This window comes from bacterium (assembly GCA_021372535.1).
Classification (GTDB): Bacteria; Latescibacterota; Latescibacteria; order Latescibacterales; family Latescibacteraceae; genus JAFGMP01.
This window is the reverse complement of the sequence record JAJFUH010000061.1, coordinates 1-18,866: the sequence shown is the minus strand read 5'-3', so window position 1 is coordinate 18,866 and position 18,866 is coordinate 1. Positions and strand designations below refer to the sequence as shown.

General features: G+C 48.0%; 16 protein-coding genes. 4 read left to right on the top strand and 12 right to left on the bottom strand.

The window, feature by feature from the left end; translation table 11 throughout:
- Window positions 1–29: 29 nt before the first annotated feature.
- Window positions 30–1,100, bottom strand: a complete 1,071-nt coding sequence (gene menC, locus LLG96_06625; protein ID MCE5249879.1) for an o-succinylbenzoate synthase — start codon at window positions 1,098–1,100, stop codon at window positions 30–32.
- 305 nt (window positions 1,101–1,405) lie between these two features.
- Between menC and ppk1 the strand changes: the two genes are divergently transcribed.
- The gene (gene ppk1 / locus LLG96_06620; protein MCE5249878.1) at window positions 1,406–3,496 is read left to right on the top strand and encodes a polyphosphate kinase 1; all 2,091 of its coding nucleotides are present in this window, start codon (window positions 1,406–1,408) and stop codon (window positions 3,494–3,496) included.
- Between the two features lie 15 nt (window positions 3,497–3,511).
- Here the strand turns inward: ppk1 and LLG96_06615 are convergent, their stop codons facing one another.
- The 7 genes from LLG96_06615 to LLG96_06585 all read right to left on the bottom strand — a co-directional run bounded on the left by LLG96_06615 (window position 3,512) and on the right by LLG96_06585 (window position 11,950).
- Entirely contained in the window at window positions 3,512–3,991 is a 480-nt protein-coding gene (locus LLG96_06615; protein ID MCE5249877.1) for a hypothetical protein, read from the bottom strand.
- 67 nt (window positions 3,992–4,058) lie between these two features.
- The gene (locus LLG96_06610; GenBank protein ID MCE5249876.1) at window positions 4,059–4,280 is read right to left on the bottom strand and encodes a hypothetical protein; all 222 of its coding nucleotides are present in this window, start codon (window positions 4,278–4,280) and stop codon (window positions 4,059–4,061) included.
- Between the two features lie 26 nt (window positions 4,281–4,306).
- On the bottom strand, window positions 4,307–5,800 hold the full coding sequence (locus LLG96_06605) for a hypothetical protein (GenBank protein ID MCE5249875.1): 1,494 nt from the start codon (window positions 5,798–5,800) through the stop codon (window positions 4,307–4,309).
- Between the two features lie 140 nt (window positions 5,801–5,940).
- Window positions 5,941–7,875: a methyl-accepting chemotaxis protein gene (locus LLG96_06600; protein MCE5249874.1), complete on the bottom strand. Its 1,935-nt coding sequence runs from the start codon at window positions 7,873–7,875 to the stop codon at window positions 5,941–5,943.
- A 254-nt stretch (window positions 7,876–8,129) separates the two neighbouring features.
- Window positions 8,130–8,525 carry a hypothetical protein gene (locus LLG96_06595; GenBank protein MCE5249873.1) on the bottom strand — a complete coding sequence of 132 codons (396 nt, stop codon included), beginning with the start codon at window positions 8,523–8,525 and terminating at the stop codon, window positions 8,130–8,132.
- A gap of 377 nt (window positions 8,526–8,902) precedes the next feature.
- Window positions 8,903–11,038, bottom strand: coding sequence for a U32 family peptidase (locus tag LLG96_06590; GenBank protein ID MCE5249872.1), 2,136 nt, complete (start codon window positions 11,036–11,038; stop codon window positions 8,903–8,905).
- Between the two features lie 114 nt (window positions 11,039–11,152).
- Window positions 11,153–11,950, bottom strand: a complete 798-nt coding sequence (locus LLG96_06585; GenBank protein ID MCE5249871.1) for an HD domain-containing protein — start codon at window positions 11,948–11,950, stop codon at window positions 11,153–11,155.
- Between the two features lie 505 nt (window positions 11,951–12,455).
- Between LLG96_06585 and LLG96_06580 the strand changes: the two genes are divergently transcribed.
- From LLG96_06580 to LLG96_06570, 3 genes are read left to right on the top strand one after another with little or no spacing between them, the layout of a single operon-like run.
- Window positions 12,456–13,274: an MBL fold metallo-hydrolase gene (locus LLG96_06580; protein MCE5249870.1), complete on the top strand. Its 819-nt coding sequence runs from the start codon at window positions 12,456–12,458 to the stop codon at window positions 13,272–13,274.
- Between the two features lie 46 nt (window positions 13,275–13,320).
- Window positions 13,321–14,187 (top strand): HAMP domain-containing histidine kinase, encoded by an 867-nt coding sequence (locus LLG96_06575; protein MCE5249869.1) that lies wholly within the window; start codon window positions 13,321–13,323, stop codon window positions 14,185–14,187.
- Window positions 14,188–14,191: 4 nt separating this feature from the next.
- Window positions 14,192–14,584 (top strand): response regulator, encoded by a 393-nt coding sequence (locus LLG96_06570; GenBank protein ID MCE5249868.1) that lies wholly within the window; start codon window positions 14,192–14,194, stop codon window positions 14,582–14,584.
- A 198-nt stretch (window positions 14,585–14,782) separates the two neighbouring features.
- Here LLG96_06570 and LLG96_06565 read toward each other — a convergent pair whose 3' ends face one another.
- From LLG96_06565 to LLG96_06550, 4 genes are all read right to left on the bottom strand, one after another.
- Window positions 14,783–16,213, bottom strand: a complete 1,431-nt coding sequence (locus LLG96_06565; protein MCE5249867.1) for a hypothetical protein — start codon at window positions 16,211–16,213, stop codon at window positions 14,783–14,785.
- Window positions 16,214–16,414: 201 nt separating this feature from the next.
- Window positions 16,415–17,311, bottom strand: a complete 897-nt coding sequence (xerD, locus tag LLG96_06560) for a site-specific tyrosine recombinase XerD (protein MCE5249866.1) — start codon at window positions 17,309–17,311, stop codon at window positions 16,415–16,417.
- Window positions 17,304–17,936, bottom strand: a complete 633-nt coding sequence (locus LLG96_06555) for an MBL fold metallo-hydrolase (GenBank protein ID MCE5249865.1) — start codon at window positions 17,934–17,936, stop codon at window positions 17,304–17,306. The genes xerD and LLG96_06555 overlap by 8 nt, the downstream gene beginning before the upstream one ends.
- A gap of 37 nt (window positions 17,937–17,973) precedes the next feature.
- Window positions 17,974–18,609 carry a transposase gene (locus LLG96_06550; GenBank protein MCE5249864.1) on the bottom strand — a complete coding sequence of 212 codons (636 nt, stop codon included), beginning with the start codon at window positions 18,607–18,609 and terminating at the stop codon, window positions 17,974–17,976.
- Window positions 18,610–18,866 lie beyond the last annotated feature (257 nt).

Below are 18,866 nucleotides of genomic sequence, written 5' to 3'. Positions count from 1 at the left end.
TATAAATCGTAAATCGTACTTCGTAAATCTTACATTAATTCCGCATGCTCGATAGTCTGTTTTACAAGCAGCTCCGGGTCGGGTTCTGCCCCGGCGCCCGGTGTCATGGAAGCGGTGAATTGCGACGGCGCCGAGTGTTTCATTGATGGGATTCCCAGATCGTTGCGGTAAAAACGCTCGCTCGGGAAAATATCCGACGGATAGCGCATATTGGGCTGGGTAGCCAGAGCGAGACAATGCATCGCACCGACCGCAGATTCGAGCATGCCTCCTATCCAGCAGGGGATTCCGGCATCACGGCACAGCGAGTTTATCGTCAGCGCATGTGTCGTACCGCCGACCCTGCCCGGTTTGATATTGATCCACCGGCATGCTTTTATCTGGATGGCTTTACGGGCTTTATCGGGGGAGGTAATGCTCTCGTCGAGACAGATCGGTGTTTCGATACGGGCCTGGAGCGCTGCATGGTCGATGAGGTCGTCATGTCCAAGCGGCTGTTCGATCATGGCGAGATGGTATCGGTCGAGTTTTTTGAACATGTCGAGGTCGCGCAGGGTATACGCGCTGTTGCAGTCGATGTGGATCGTCGCGTCGGGGAACGTTGTGCGGACCGCATCGATCATATCGATATCCCACCCGGGACGGTATTTGAGCTTGACTCTTTTATAACCCTGCTGCAGCGAAGCGCCGATTGTCCTTACAAGGAGGTCGATGCTTTCCATGATGCCGAAGTCGGCGCCGGCGTCCACGGTCGGATTTTGTCCGCCGATGAACTGCCAGAGGGGTTTGCCAAGCTGACGGGAATGAAGGTCCCACCATGCAAGGTCGAAAGCTGCCTTTGCAAAATGATTACCCTTGATGCCGGAGAGCCGTTCCTGCAGCTCAATCCCCGAATGTATATCTTCGCCAAGGAGAAGAGGTGCGATAAAGTCGCGAGAGATGATAAACTGTGTTTTGGAGCACTCGGGGGAATACGCGGGTAATTTCCACGGCGCCGATTCTCCCCAGCCATATGAATCCCCGGAGCGGAACCGGACCAGCATGGATTCGATCGTATCATCATCGCCGAACGCCGTCCTGAAAGGATATATGAGCGGCATATCGACCCGGAAAATCTCGATGGAATCGATTCTGATAATGTGCCTCCTTACCGGAACTGTCCGGGATAAATATTGAGTATTTTCAAGGTATTCATGCTCTGGTAATAGTTTCAGTCCGATTCCGGTGTCCTGTCAGGATAGACATGACACTGGTAATTAGTTGTAATAAATATTATTTCCCCCATAATCATATTTTAATAAATATCTTGAGATTTTGTAACATATTTTTTATATAATCATGATTACGGTTCTGTATATTATGACACGTACACCTTTATTCCTGTCCTTCGGAAGGCAAAAAATCCATGAAAGACCCGGAACCCAGATTTATCAACCGTGAAATAAGCTGGCTTTCCTTTAATGAGCGTGTTCTTCAGGAAGCCGATGATCCGGCGACTCCTCTTATCGAGCGGATTAAATTCCTCGGAATATTCTCCTCGAACCTCGACGAGTTTTTCAGGGTCAGGGTTGCGACGCTCAGACGTATGGTAAAAGCCGGGAAAAAGAAAAAAATTCTCATGGGGAAATATCCGGAAGAGGTTCTTAACGAGATTCAGCAGATTGTCATCCGTCAGCAGAACAACTTCGACGAGATTTATCAGAAGATACTGAAAGAGCTGAAAAAAGAAAATATTAACATCGTTAACGAAAAACAGCTCAGCCCGGAGCAGGAAGTGTATGTCAGAAATTATTTCCACCAGGAAGTCAGGCAGACACTGTTCCCTGTAATGATAGAGAATCTCAAGCAGTTCCCCATATTAAAGGATCATTCCGTTTACCTTGCGGTTCTGCTGTATAAGAAGAAAAATACGAAATTCCCCAAACATGCCCTGATAGAGGTTCCGACGAGGATTCTGACGAGATTCCTTGTTTTACCTTCACAGGATGACGGTGTTTACATCATCCTGCTCGACGATGTGATACGGATAGGGCTCGGGGTAATATTTTCGATGTTCGGTTTTACATCGTATAAGGCATATATCGTCAAGCTCACCCGTGATGCCGAGCTCGATATCGACGATGAAGACATTACCATGAGCTTTTTCGAGAAAATGAGCAGGAGCCTGAAAGACCGGAAAAAAGGCTCACCCGTCCGGTTTATTTACGACAGTTCGATCCCGGAAGATTTTTTGAAAATGTTTGTTAAAAAGAACCGTTTCACCGATACCGATTCGCTCATTCCGGGCGGAAGATACCATAATTTCAAAGATTTCATGTCATTTCCTGCGGTAGGCTCGAAGTCCCTTCGGTATAAACCTATGCCCATGGTGCCTCATAAGGATATCATTCCCGATTCCAGCCTGCTGAAGCTGATCAGGAAAAAAGACATAATGATTTACTACCCGTATCAATCGTTTCACTACTTTATCGATTTATTACGGGAAGCGTCTATCGACCCGAAAGTCGTTTCGATAAAAATAACGCTGTACCGGGTTGCCAAGGATTCGAATGTAAATAATGCTCTCATACGGGCTGCCAGAAACGGGAAATCGGTCACCGCCGTCATCGAGCTTAAAGCACGCTTTGACGAGGAAGCGAATATTTACTGGACCGACCAGCTCCGTGAGGAAGGAGTGAGTATCATCCACGGTGTTCCCAACCTCAAAGTCCATTGCAAACTATGTCTCATCACACGCCGGGAGAAGGGCAAGCTTGTCCATTACGCGCATATCGGTACGGGGAATTATAACGAAAACACCGCGAAGGTATACAGCGACCATAGTTTATTGACAGCACATCCCGGAATTACTGGTGATATTAAAAAAGTATTCGATTTTTTCGATAATAATTATAAAACGAGTACGTATAACCATCTCATTGTGTCACCCTTTCTGACAAGAAAGAAAATGAGCGCTTTTATAAAAAACGAAGTGACAAACGCTCGAAAAGGGAAAAAAGCATATATTCTTCTGAAGCTCAACAGTCTTGTCGATGAGATGATGATAGAAAAACTCTATAACGCCAGCCAGGCCGGGGTGAAAATCGACCTTATCGTCCGTGGCGCATGTTCGCTGGTGCCTGGTGTGAAGGGTTTGAGCGAGAATATCCGGGCCATAAGTATCATCGACCGTTTTCTCGAACATTCCCGGGTGTTTGTTTTCCACAACGGGGGAGATGAGCTCTTATTTATTTCCTCATGTGACTGGATGACACGGAACCTGGACAGGCGAATCGAGGCAACCTGCCCGATTTATGATAAGGAAATCCGGAATGAGTTAAAAACCTTTCTTGATATTCAGCTCAGGGACAACACCAAAGCCCGAATACTGAACGAGGCTCAGGATAATCCCTACATACGGGAGCCCGATAAACCTCCTGTACAGGCCCAGGTCGATTTCTACCGGTTTCTGGAAGCGCAGGCGAAGTCTTCTTCGGCGAACAATCCGGGGAAATGATTACCCCTCATTATTTCAAAATAGAAACCCACCTTCTTTTAAGGTGGATTCTTTGCTCTTTCGTGCCTGCTCTTTGAGGTCGCCGGCGACGAAATTGTCTTCTTTCTGCATATACTGCCCATAATATTTTTTGGCACATTCGGGGCAGAATCCATGTGAAAACACAGCGTTGGAATTTTTACTGATATATTCCTCTATAGGTATCCATGTATCCCCTGTTTTAATCTTTTTACAGAATGAGCACACAGGCAGAAAACCCTCGAGATATTTTATCTTATTCAAGTTACAGCATGAGTTGGAGATGGTGATGATCGCCAGAACGATCACGAAGCCCGATTCCATGAAACTCTCGACCCAGTTTATCGGCGTTGCCGGGGCTCCCAGTAAATAGTGGGGCAAGTCGAAGACCTCGTCCGCGAATAACATGAATACGGCGATTGTAAATCCAATAATCTCGCAGAGGACTATCCGGTTTTCAAATTTTCGTTTATGCATACGGTTTTCCTTATCTGCCTGATAATCACATGTAGAACTGGAATCTCAAAAGAAAAGAGAGTTCGTCTTACCGGAATCGCAAATACGATTGTACGATGGTAATAACAGCCAGAACGGTAACAAATCCCGATTCCATGTAACTCTCGGTCCAGTTTATCGGCGTTGCCGGGGCTCCCAGTAAATAGTGGGGCAAGTCGAAAATCTCATCCGCGAAAAACATGAATATGATGATTGAGTACGCTGTAATCTCGAAGAGGATTATTTGTTTTACGAACATTCTCTTGTTCATACGATTTACCCTCGACTGGCCGATGATCACATGTTGAACTGGAACCTCATAAGAAGAGCGCGCGCCTTACCTGTATCGTCAAGATCGGAATAAATATAGTTAACCATCACACGGGTATTCTGATTAAGATACCAGTTAAGCCCGATGGTGATATCCGTCGCCTCTCCGCCATTTACAGCTCCGTCCGTAAGATCGATATTCGAATACCGCACTGTCGCTTCCCATGCGCCACAGCCGCCATTGCCGAAAAACGACTTCTCGTCCATGACAGCGCCTCCGAATGTTCCGCTGGACTGTTTGTATGCACGGTGGTGTGGAGTCAGAAATATGCTTCCCATGATATAGTACGAAGAAAATCCCGCATTGTCGCCTGTGGTCATGTCGGCCTCGGAACTGATATACTCGCCCTGGAAATATGCTCGGCTGTAAATACCTGCCGCCTCTGCGTTTATCAGATTGATACTGTCCGTATTAAGGGTACCCGTATTCACGAAGTACGGCCCGAGATGCGTCTCGTTTCTCGACTTGTACTGTATCTGGTGTTTTAATGGATTACGATAACTGTACGATGCTCCGATATGGATCAGTTTGACCCCTTTTTCGGTAAAGAGGGGTAAGCCGCTCAGCCGCACGGTATAATTGTATTTACCATCTCCGGAGCCGTTTCCCGATGTGTCGCTTTCGCGGAAGGCGCCTGCCGCCCATGTCGCGCGTCCCTTGATGACGCTGTTTGAGAGCATGACACCGGTGTTTCTGAACGGATTGAGGGCATGGGCGAATGACCGCTCGACAAAGGACAGATCGTTGCTGCTCATGAGCTGTTCCAGGCCGATAGGCTCCTTGAAATGCCCGATGCGGATATTTCCGGCTCCGGGGATGTTTTTCAGCCCGACATAGACATCGAGAATTTCGGGCTTTCCGCTGTTCAGCCCTAAAAGGGCGTTGAATTCGGTATTTCCATACGCAAGACCCGAGAACTGGATCCACGCACGTCTGAATTCAGTACCATCATCCAGTGGCCCGAGTTTTTCCGTGACTTTATCCTGACCGCTCATGAAAGTCCAGTCATTCATGATCCGGGCCCCGATCCTGAACTGAAAAGCCTTGTCCGCGGTATTCATGCAGACACCGTTATTCCAGAATACCCGGAAATCTTTGTCTGATATTGATTTATCCTGTTTATTCGGCGCGGGTACCGGTTGCGGAGGATTGTCGGGTTTTTGCGGCTGATTCATGTTGTTGCGTAGTTCTGCCATCAATGTTCGTATTTCCGTTGCGATGCCATTGATTGATTCGGTGTCGGTGCGGGTGGTGTTTCTGATCTGTTCTATCTGCTGTTCGAGCTGCGCGATTTTGGATGGTACGCTCTGTTTCTGCTGTTCGTCGAGTGCCTGAATCTTTTCCTCGACACTTTTTATAAGTGTCATGACATCGTCAAGATTCTGTGTCTGAGCGCCGCAAATCCCGTGTATCAGCAGAAGAGCGCTTGCCACAACCGGCACGATAAGGTATCTGTTCATTGCCGCTTCTCCTGAGATAGGAAAGGGTATGAGTGAAGGCAAAGAAGCTGAATTAAAATTTCGCGATAATCCCTCAGGAGGGGCACATTGCTGGAAACAGCATATGACCCCTCCCTAACCTGAACCTCCTGGTTGTGATATTAAAACTCCTCGAACTCTTCACTCTCCAGCGGAATCACATCTTCGGGCTTGATAACTGTCGCCGTGTGATTGTGGTGTTGTTGAACCTTCTCCGGTGTGTGAGTTTTTATCGGTTTTTTATGTCCGTTTGAAAGGGCTTTGACCTTTTTCCTCTCCGGGAGCTTTTTGGAAGGTCCTGTTCCGTTCCTGCTGCCCACAATGGCTATGAGAACATCGACCATGGTGTTGAGCTCCGATGCCTGGGAAGACAGCTCTTCGCTTGCCGAGGCGGATTCTTCTGCGCTGGCCGCAGCTGTCTGGGTCACCTGATCCATCTGAGTTATAGCGGTATTGATCTGTGTTATACCCTGTGTCTGTTCGTTGCTCGCTGTCGAAACTTCGTTGATAAGCTGTTTAACCTTCTGTACAATCCGCGATATTTCGGAAAGAATATTGGCCACCTCTTTTGTCACTATGACACCGTCACAGGCGTTCGACTGGGATTCCTCGATAAGCGCCGATGTTGTCTTGGCGGCTTCTGCGCTCCGCTGTGCAAGATTACGCACTTCTTCGGCAACCACGGCGAATCCCATGCCAGCCTCGCCGGCGCGGGCGGCTTCCACCGCGGCATTAAGGGCAAGAAGATTGGTCTGGAACGCGATTTCGTCGATTGTTTTGATAATCTTGGCCGTTTCGTCCGAGGATGACTTTATCCGGTCGATTGCTTCGGTCATCCGGGTCATTGTCTCCGCGCCCTTACCCGCAGAATTTTGTGCTTCTCCCGCAAGCGTATCGGCCTGACATGCGTTCTGGGCGTTCTGACGGGTCATCGAGGTCATTTCCTCGAGAGATGAAGATATCTCTTCGAGACTCGATGCCTGCTCACTTGCTCCTTCCGCCATCGACTGGCTGGACGATGAAACCTCGTTCGATGCAGCCGCCACCTGTTCGGCGCCCGAACTCAATCCCTCGATTATTGCGTTGATCGGTTTCACGATACTCTTCGTGATCACGAATGCGAGTAAGATTCCGATAATTATTCCACCGAGCGCCAGCCCGATCATCAGCATATTCGCCCCGGCCATGGCCGAATTCATCTTATTACTCTGTTCATCGCGAAGTCCGGTAGCTTTCTCCTGAAGGCTGCGCGCCGCCGCAAGCATGTTTTCTTCCTTCTTTTTCTGCGCATCGATATACGTCACATAGGTTTCAAAAGCTTTTTTATACATCTCTGTGGACTTAATGACATTATCGGCCTGCTGGTCATTAGCCTCATCCTTGAATCGCAGCTTGAGGTCTTCACACAACGTAACGATATCAACAACCGCCTTATTAACCGTATCGATCGACTGACGGTCTCCGCGGATTATGAAGTTCTTCTCCTGACGACGGGCTTCGAGAATAAGAATTGCGAGATGACTGGCGTCTTCGGCTTTATCAACTCGATCCTTCACTCCGGCAGATGACTTCTGGCCTGCCAGTTCGTTAACAAGCTTTTTCAGCTGATCTGCGCGCATCTTGTCGATCTCGGCAATCGCGGAACGAGCCTGCTCGACCATTACTTCCTCGGCATCGGTCTTCTGCCCCTCGATTACACCGTACTCAGTCAGTTCTTTAAACCATGTTTCGGCGAGACCATCGATCTGACGGACGGTTTCACGATCCTTTTCGTCCTTGAGCTTACTTGTGGTTTCGGCTGTCTGCACATGAAATTCATCGATGAGTTTTTTTGCTTCTTCGAGATATGTTTTGTCCTTCCTCATAATAAAATTCTTCTCGTGCTGACGGCCTTTCAGGGATTGAGTCACCATCTGGCCGGCGCCATTACCAATCTCGACATTGTATCGCACGGTTCTCAGGCTGCTCCATCCCGTGTATCCCATGATCGCTGCTATCACAATCAATATTCCGAATCCGCATCCGATTTTTGTCGCCAGCTTCATGTTCTTGAACATCGTACCGCTCCTTTTTAAAAGATTTTAAGTCCGTCATGACCATTTTCTCAATAACTGCAAAACCATTATTTCGAAAATTCTCATGATAAACAGGTAACTGTTATTCCTCGCTGCCGTTCATTTTGTTCAGGTCCGGCCGGAACCATGAACATGTTCTGTTTTAATCGTTAATGCATGCACCGGTAATATCCTGTCACCGTATTCTCGGGTACATATGCTCAAAATAAGAATAGATATTTCGCGATATTATACGCTCATCTGTGTTCGGATTTTTCCGTATAATCTTTTCCGGTCATTTTTTCGAGGATCGCCAGAATCTCCGAGTGATTATTATCGACAAAACTCAAAAATCGAGGGTGAAGTGTGTGTCCCTTTGTTATAGTTTCTTTTTGTCGGTCGGGAAGTAAAACGATAAGACGGATATTGCGAAAGAGCGCTTGAAGTTCCATAATCTCCGAGAGCTCATGATGATCGGTTATAAAAAATACACCGATAGCCGTGTCATAATACAATGGTCTGCAAAGACTGTTCTGAAGCGATTCGATGCTTCGGTACACTTCTTTATCGCAGTCGGGAATAACCGATTCGACCATCTCGCAGAATTTTCTGCAGAACTGGTTGTCATTTTTACTGTAGAACAAAATTTTCATGATAATTACTCTTCTTGTGTGTTTAAAATTAAACATCGAAGTATTATCCTGAAGTGTAGAAGTGAACAAAATTTGTGCCAAAAATAATAAATTTGACACAATATATTGATAATAAAAGTGATAGGTGTTGCATGGCAGATTAATAATCGGGACTCGAATGGGGATAGTATTATTCTGTATGTCTATTAAAGTAGACACAAATCCAATATTATCGACAATACGATGGACGAAATAAATTTCACGGTATGATGGCTTATATCTGGTTCACCGAACGTTTAAACGCGATTGACGAGAGGAAGAAAGAGGAAGAAAATTATATTAAATGCTTGTCACAGTTATAGATGCTGTTTTGAAACGGAAAGTGTACATTATTATAATCAGCTCTTTCGGCATTCTTCGATTACGGTGTAATCAGCATATTTCACCGGTCGGCAGGATGTTCCGTGTAAACGGTATACATTGTCCGGTACGGATAAACGGGTTGCGAAAACCTCTCGGGGGGAATTGAGAGCGATAAGACGGTTTCCTGACTGTGCGACTGCGCCCATGTCATCGGGATTCAAATCGGGAGACAGGGTAAAATATCTTATTTTACTTTGCTTGAAATAATCGACCGCACATGAATTGACCAGATAGAGAAATGGCCCGGCGATCCATTCAGCCACGGGGTATCTTTCCATCAGCACGAGCCATCCGTATGTCGGCGCCATAAAACGAGTGTATCCGTGCGTAATGAGTTTTCCGATCCAGTTTTCCCAGTCATGGAGTTTCTTCTCCGGTGTGAAAAGGGGAAGGAGAAGCATCACATTCTGCGATGGCGATACATCAGGGATTTGACCGGATTCCGCCCGGTGGACGGTAAAATCGGCGGTGGCCGCCGAACCGCCGATGAGTGGCGAATTTGCATAACGGAAGGTCATCTGTTTTTGTTCGGATATATGTTCGTGTCCGATGGAATGAACGTACTCCATGAGCGCCGAAATGCGCCGGTCTCTTTCACGGTTTTTGATATTGTTGTAGAAATCGTATATATCCCGGTAAAAAGACCTCCGCGCCGATTTCAGTGAATGTACGGGGCAGAAGAGATTCTCATCATCGACATGGCAGTTGATCGAGGCAATCCGGAAAGGATAACGATCCGTTTGTGAAAAAATACGTTCGACCTGAGCGCCTGTAAGAGGATGTGATTGCGCCTGTGATGTCGTTATAGCATACCGTTCGGTGAAATCACCGGTAAAAGTTTCAAAATGTGCTGTGATTTCAATCCTGTCCGCGTTGCAGTCGATTTCGAGCGCCAGAGGCTCGAACGTCATCTGTTCATCGACCATTTTTTTCATTTCACGGTAGACATTCCCCGGTGTGCTTTTCCCTGTGACATATACCAGAAAGGGAGGTTTGAATCCCGATGTGCGGATGTGATCGCGGATATTCCATACAAACACATTGCCGTCCCGCGAGCTTTTTTCCCGGCTGAAGTCGAGAAGCGTCCCGGTATACAAATTTTTCCCGGCACTGTCCTGGATGCGGAGCTTCAATCCTTTCAGCGGCTTTGAATAAAACATGATCCTTATTTTCTGTTCATGTATCGACAGCACTTCGCCGGACACCTCACCCGATGTTCCGGGATTGGTTTTGTCAACGAGCTTCCCGTAATCGGGGCCGGTGAGCAGGTATCCCGCTTCGGATCGACGCTGTTTTGTCAGACGGGGAATATCCGGCGACAGGGACGCACCGTCACGAAAGGCATCGATCAAAGCGCGGTATGCGGACACTGTTTCCCCGACATACGAGGCGTTTTTCAACCGGCCCTCGATCTTGAATGCTGCCACTCCCAGATCGAGGAGTTCGCGCATATGGCCGAGGGAATCGAGGTCTTTCATCGAAAACGGATACGCCGTTCCTTTACCGTCATCGAAGGGGAAACGGCACATCTGCCTGCATCTTCCGCGGTTTGCCGATTCGCCGTGACGATACGAGGAAAACAGGCAGCATCCCGAAAATGAAAAACACATGGCGCCGTGGATGAATATCTCGTATTCGAGGGGAACCCGTTCCATTATACTCCTGATTTCGTCGATTTTCAGTTCCCGCGGCAGAATGATCCGTGTGATTCCCCGATCCCTGAGAAATTCCGCATGGAACGAGTTATGGCAGAACATCTGGGTCGAAGCATGGATTGGTATTTCGGGATAGAATTTCCTGAGCAGCGCGATGACTCCCCAGTCCTGGACAATCACCGCATCGGCGCGAATTTCCCTGATGTGTTCAAACACACCGGCAAGGTGTTCAATCTCATGGTCGAAGACGAGGGTATTGAGGGTTATATAGATTTTTTTGCCATGCTGATGCGCCAGATCGACTGCAAGACGGACTTCATCGTCGGTGAAATTTTTCGCTCGCCTGCGGGCGTTGAAATCACCGTAACCCAGATAAAAGGCATCGGCGCCGGCATTAAAACCTGCCCGGAATGCCTCGATGGATCCTGCGGGTGCAAGAAGCTCTGGTATATGCATAAGAAATCACGGTAAAAAAGTTAGTGGTTATTCTATTAAACAAACAGGAACAGCATGTAATATATTGATAATATATGATCTATGATTTTTTGTACCCGATGATAAATCCAAAGATCACCGATGCTTCTTGTCTCCGGACTGATTATGGAGATACTCCGATATGAGTTCCAGCGCATCGATAATGTTCTGCTCCCGGGGAACGGCATTCATCAGGAGATCGAGTATACCCCCGTCGAGCATGTGTCGATATGTCGCCCGGTAATCGATGTCAAAAGCATATGACAGTTGAAACAGGTAATAGTCGAGCTGCGAGTGGATATCCTTTTTTGAAACGGTTTCTTTCCGGCGGATTTTTTCGGGTATGACCGGGTTTACCGGGCCGTCTTTTTCCATCGTTAGCGGAGTTCCGGAACCGCTTTCACGGGAACGGTTGCGAATTGATTCGCCAACGACCCTGAATTTATCGAGCCGGTCGCAGTCACGAACGAGTCTGATGAACGGGTGGCTGCCAGGATCGGCAATATTTGAGAATTTCTTGTTGTTGTGGTATCGTATCACATCGAGAATTATACGACGATATCCCTGTTTGAGGTTATCGAGAATGCCCGCCCCGGAAACGACCTCATAACCGCGTTCTCCGTGATTGATGGAATCGCTGTCGATGAATGTCCCATACTCGGCATACTGCGAAAAACGACCGATATCATGAAGCAGACCCGCCATTTCGGCAATATCGCACTCATGACCGGACCATCCGAGTTCACCGGCGATGACACGGCAGTTGGCCATGACGGAAAGGATATGTTCCCGCTTGGAGAGAATTATTAATGCTGTATTCGGGGTCCCGTCGTTAAATGCATTGATATAGCTGTCAAACCATGTTCGGATGTATCTGAGGTTTTCCTGTTTCATAACCGTGACCGTTTCAGTGTCGTTTCATTTTCAGTAATGTAATACAAATACTGTATGTATTCATGTGTTTTTTAAATTTGTGCAGCAAGCCGGGAATATGAAATGGAAAGTCTTTACACTTTTCATTGCTATTGAAACTTTATACGAATGAAAAAAAATACTAAAAAGTTAAATTTGTTATATATTGATGGCAGGATTAGAAAAAATATTATCCGGTTATCCAGTTTGATAAGCAAAAAAACTTTTTAAATAAGAATCGATAATTTTTTCCGATAGTATGTGATCCCCCCTGCCTGTGGCATCCCCCCTTGTTAAGGGGGGAGCGGCTTTGGGGGCACTTTCATCCCCCTTTGTTTGATAAGGGGGATACGGCGAAGCCGAGGGGGATTAATGATGTTAGTTGACTTAACTGGATAATCGGAAAATATTGAACAGGACGGAATACATTTACAAAGAAGAGAAACCATTATCAGCGAAATATAACATATAAATTCCGGAGCCAGTCATGACGGATATCTCGAATATCAATCTGAATTACAACCGTCCGGTTAAAATTGCGGAAGATGTCTACTGGGTCGGCTATTACGATAAGGAATCGGGGCTGCACTGCAATCCGTATCTGATCGTCGATGGTGATGAGGCAGTAGTGATCGATGGCGGCAGCCGCCCGGATTTTCCGACGGTCATGATGAAGATACTTCAGGCGGGTATAGTACCCTCATCGATATCCGCCCTCATTTACCAGCATTATGATCCCGATTTATGCGGCAGTATTTCCAATTTTGAGGATATTATCGGGAGGGATGATCTTAAAATCATCTCCGACAAGGAAAATAATATTTTCATCCGGCATTATTCGGTTTCTTCGCCCCTTTTAACTCTCGATGATGTCGGGAATTCATATACATTTGCCTCGGGGAGAAAGCTCTCATTCGTAAAAACTCCCTATGCTCATTCGGCGGGAAGTTTCGTAACGTTTGATGAAAAAACAGGTATTCTTTTTTCGAGCGATCTCTTCGGAAGTTATGCGGAACAATGGGATTTGAATCTCATTCTCGGAGATGAGTGTCAGTCATGTCATGACTACAACTGCTCGAAAAGCAAATCATACTGCCCCTTGCCTGATATTCTCAAATTTCATGAGATCATTATGACCTCTGTTAAAGCATTACGGTATGCGCTCAGACAGATGGGAAAAATCCCATATGCCATTATTGCTCCCCAGCATGGCAGTATTATTACAAAAAAAGAAGATATTGCAGTGATTTCGGAACGATTATTTGCCTGTAAAAAGATAGGCATCGATGGAATAATATCCGATTGATGAAGAACTTTTTTCATGGAAAATATTTTTTAGAAAGCTGTGAATCATGGACATTGAAGACCTCGCCCGGGAGCATTATCAGGTCAAAGAGACGATAACACGCCATTCCGATACTTTACTGACCGAACTTCTGGGATACCATGCGGCTGAGAACGACCGTAATATCCAGACGGACCTTCTCATGAAACTCGTCATGAGTTATGCCTCGCTTGAACGGCAGCTCGTGGAGCTTAACCAGCTGAAGAACAAGTTTTTGGGAATAGCGGCGCATGACCTGAGGAATCCGCTCGCTTCGATCCGCGGATTCTGTGAACTGCTCCTCGAAGATGAGGAATCACTGACAGCGGATCAGATAGAGATGATCACGATCATGTATTCCGCCAGTGAAAACATGCTTGGTCTTGTCAACGATCTTCTCGATGTCGCCGCGATAGAGAGCGGGAAACTGCGGCTCCGGTTCGGGCGTGTTTCTCTTCGGAGCGTGATTGAGGAGCGAATCAGGATTCTGACTATCGTCGCTCAAAAGAAAAGCATGCATATACACACCTCGTTTGAGGATGTGCCCGAATGCCAGGCCGACCAGGAGCGGATAGGTCAGGTGATCGACAATCTTTTCAGTAATGCGGTGAAGTATTCTCCTCCCGGTTCGAACATTCATGTTTCTCTTGAGCGCGAGGGGATGACGGCAAAGGTTGGTATTCGTGATGAAGGGCCGGGAATATCCGAAGAGGAACAGGCCAGGCTGTTCGGTGAATTCCAGAGATTGAGCTCTCGTCCGACCGGCGGGGAAAAGAGCACCGGCCTGGGATTGGCCATTGTCAAAAAGATTGTAGAAGCCCACCATGGAACGGTTTCAGTCCGGAGCATGCCCGGTCAGGGATCGACATTCAGTTTCACTGTTCCGCTGGAGTGATGGTATGGAACTGCTGAACAGGCGGGTGATTATTGCTGATGATGAAGCAACCACCCGGGCTCTTATGAAGCGTATCGTACTTTCAATCGGGCACAGGGTCGTCGGTGAGGCGGTGGACGGAAACGAGGCTGCCAGCCTCTATAAAACAATAAAACCCGATCTTCTGCTCCTGGATATATTCATGCCCGGGAAAAACGGTGATGAGGTGTTGCGTGATATTATCGGTGAATTCCCCGATGCCTGCGTTATCATAATGACCTCGACCGCCGATTCCGAGATGGTCAAAGAGTGTATCGGACTCGGGGCGAAGAATTACATTCTCAAGACCAATACCGTGATTAAAATGAAGGATATGATCGAGGAGACCATGAAAAAAAATCCTGCGAAACACACGTGAGTATATTTATAAACACCGTGATGAAACTGTCCAGATGTTGTATAACATCGATAGTCTACATCGGAATGATAGTGTCCTCGCACATCGGTGTAATCCGTGTCAATCCGCCAAATCCATGAATATCTGCATTCAATAAACGCAAAAGGGCGGTTGTGTTCCGCCCTTTCTGCATACAATACGCCTGATTCCGTTGAGTTATTATTCGCGGCGTTCGGATTCGGGAATGTGAACGACGAAAATGGCCGTATGCTCGAATCGCGACTTCTTCGGGTCCGGCCCGAAACCGCCGTTCATCGAGATTACAAGGTATGACCCGTCGCTGCTGAGCTCGATACCGTATGTTCCCGTTGTTGCATAACCGTACTTGCTGTGATAATAAGGACCGAGAAACGCGATGGCTTTTTTCTGCTTTTTTTCCAGGTCGTACTGGACAATCGGTGTGCCAAGGTCCATCGTGCCGCCGTGCGAGCCGGGAACATAGTAGAGATACTTGAATTTCGGGCTTATTGCCATGGAAGTGGTATATACGCCGTCGTTCCAGTTGATGTCCATGTATTCAGTCCGCTCCTCTTCGGGGAAAAACTTGAACATCGTACCGACCTGATCGATACAGTAAAAAATATTATCGGGTGTCCGGTATTCCGTATAAGCCCGCAGATTGTAGTTTTTGCCTGTGGCGGGATTGACGGGTGTTGTGCAGGCAAGGTGTCTGAAACGGTTTGTCCGCTGGTCGTAGCATACGAATGTGTGGTTCCGGTTGTTGTCGGTGGAATATAAAAGACCGGTGCTTTCATCGAGGAGTGTCGACCTGAGGTTGAGCGATATGGAGTCTGGAGGTATACCGGCAAACAGTATCTTGCGGTGTCTCACATCATACGCGAGAAATGCCGTTCCCTTCGAGAAACCGTCGCCAACTGCCATGAAAACCCCTGTTTGACGGTCGGTGACATGGTAGTGCCAGCTGTAATTGAGCATCGGAATGCCATGTGATTCGGCAACCCCGGTAAACACGTTGTAGGTGAGAAGGTACCCGCCGAGCCAGCCGTGCTCGATATCATCGGGTCTCACATCGCGGCCGAGCCATGTCGCGCCGACAAGCGTGCCGTCCTGCATGATGTCCATACGGCCGTGGATTTTGCCGTCGGTATGAAGTCCCGGTTTCCATCCGCAAACTTTTCCGACATTGACGACAATCCGCTGGTCTTTTTTCACGGGGTCGTATTCGACTATGATAACATGAGAATCTTTCGAGCGATGATCTCCGCTGGCCATGTAATAGCAGCCGTTGGGACCGGTGGTCACCTCGCCCCACTGTGACCAGAGACCTTTGTTGTCATCGGGGAAAAATTCGGGATTGAGCCCTCTGACCGGTGCGAAATCGACTGTCGGAGGGGTTTTGGCAAGTTCGAAATCACGTTTTCCGGGATATCCCTCAGGGATTGTAATGAATTCTTTTGCGGTATCGGTCACCATGCCGGTGGAATACCGGAGATGTTGTTTATCAAATTGATCGGCTTCGGCTTTTCGGTCAGCCTCGGTGCGGTTCTGCGCGCTGATTCCGGATACGAAAACGATCAGGAATAATGTCAGAACGGCATACAAAAAAATTTTAACCTTTACATGAACCATGAACTGCTCCCTTCTTGTAGAATTATTCCGTTGTTTCTGTAACAGTTGCATATACTTCTATTATCATTATTCAGAATGTGATATGTCAAGTTTTTATTTTCAGAAAAACTTTAAAAATCCGGCGGTTTTTTTGTCGTGCAGCAATAATTATTGATTATGCAGTGATTGTAGATTTGTGAAATATGAAAGGAATCGTAGTTTTCAGGCGCGCGGGTGGAAGCTGCGATGTACTTCTTTCAGGTATTCGCGGTCGACATGAGTGTAAATTTCGGTTGTGGAAATGCTCGAATGCCCGAGGAGTTCCTGCACGACCCGGATATTGGCTCCGCCTTCGAGGAGATGGGTCGCAAACGAGTGGCGGAGAGTGTGCGGGCTCGTGTGCTTCGTGATGCCTGCGAGAATGACGTATTTTCTCAGAATTTTCCAGAATCCCATCCGCGAAAGAGGTTTTCCGCGGCTGTTCAGAAATAGCACATCTTTCGATCCCCTTTTTTCCGCCAGCGAAGGCCGTACATGGTTCATATACTCCAATATTTTCGCCTTGGCGGTTTCTCCGAGGGGAACGATACGTTCCTTCGAGCCCTTCCCGGTTATGCGAACGAGATTTTCGTCGAACAGGATATTCTGGAGGGTCATGTTTATGAGCTCCGAAACCCTGACTCCGGTGGCGTAGGCGAATTCGAGCATCGCCCGGTCGCGGAGGCCGAGCGGTTCTGCCATGTCGGGTATCTCGATAAGCCGTATGACCTCATCGACGCTCAGAACATCGGGCAGGTTACGGTGGATGGTCAGGAGTTCCACGGTTTCGGTCGGATTTCCTTTCGCGAGATGCTCGCGGTACAGGAAGAGATGGTATGAGCGGACAGCGGAAAAATTGCGGGCAATGCTGTTGAGCGATAAACCGAGCGATTTGAGGTGATCGATGAACTCGAGCACGGTCTGTTTGTCGACCGCATTGGGATTTCCCGTTCCCCGTGCTGCTAGGAAGGAAATATAGCGATTGACATTGTGCAGATATGCTTCGAGCGTGTTCGCGCTCAGGCCGAGCTCCACTTCGAGGTAGGTGAGGTATTCGGTGACAGAGAAAGAGTCAGGCATTGTCGAAATCCGCCATAAACTGGTTATACCGCTTTTCGTATCCCATGGTAGTCGATTCACCATGCCCGGGGAAGACCGCAATCGGATCGGGCAGAGGAGAATAAACCGTGCGGAGACTCTCCATGAGTTGTGAATGGCTTCCTCCGGGCAGGTCCCATCTTCCCACCGAAAGCCTGAAAAGAGTGTCGCCGGAAATGATGAACTCGCCGTCCGCCGCAAACGAAACACTCCCCTCCGTATGTCCCGGCGTGTGGAAAACCCGGAGTGACGAAGATCCGCATGGAACGGTATCGCCGTCGGCGATCAGTGAGGATGCCTCGACCGTCTTGACCTGAACCCCGATCATGAACGAGCCGTTCTCGAACGGATCGAGGAGCATCGGTGCATCGAGCTCGTGGATGAGCACAGGTGCGCCGGTCAGCTCGACGATTTTTTTCAAACCACCGATATGGTCGAAATGGCCGTGGGTCAGGATGACAGCGCTGAGCTTCGTGCCCCGCACCGAGGCGATAAGCTCGCTTGAAATGCCGCCCGGATCGACAAGCACGGATTCTCCTGTCTTTCCGCACCGGATGAGGTAACAGTTGGTTTCCAGCGGTCCGACGATGAACCGGTCAACATGCATATATTTTTCTCCCTGATGTATCGTTATTATGTGTCATTTACCGTTGCTGTTGCTGTGTTTTTGTTTTGCCATCCGGGTTTTCCCTGTCCTCCGCCCAACGGGCGGGATTGGTTGCGATGTATTCCCGGATGTAGCCCAATTCGGTATCATTACGGATGATGTGTTCGTAGTAATTGCGCTGCCAGACGGCGACGCCGGGCATTTGCCGTAATTCATTGATCTGTTTCGTTGCCGCCGATTTGAACAATCTGACAATCGTGGGAATTGAATCGGGCGTTGGTTTGCCGAATCGTTCCACCGTTGGGACATGTTGGGTTGTTATTATGTGGGAACGTTGGATTGTTGTTGTTGTAGGGGCACGATGCAACGTGCCCCTACCATCCAACGTGCCCCTACAACAACCATCGTCGATCACCAATATACCGTGAACATGGTTCGGCATGACCATAAACGCATCCGATCGGATACGGGGCCGTATTACGCCGGTTTTGAACCATTCCTCGACCACGATTTGCCCGAATGCGTTCAATTTCATTTCTCCGGCGATCACCTCGCCGAATAAACATTCCCGGTACCGGGTGCATATCGTCACAAAATATGCCCCGGCCTGTGAATAATCATATTTCGCCAGCCGGATCGAACGGCGATGGTTTTTGTCCGGATCGAATCCCATCACAATTCCACTGCAAATACCCGGCGCAGCTGGACAACAAGACGTTTACCATTGCTATCGCTCTGTTTTTGTTTTGCCATCCGGGTTTTCCCTGTCCTCCGCCCAACGGACGGGATTGGTTGCGATGTATTCCCGGATGCGGCCATATTCGGTATCATTACGGATGATGTGTTTGTAGAATCGGACGTTGGCTGGCCGAATCGTTTAACCGTGTTGGGGCACGTTGCAACGTGCCCCTGTCAACCTAATATCGCTTA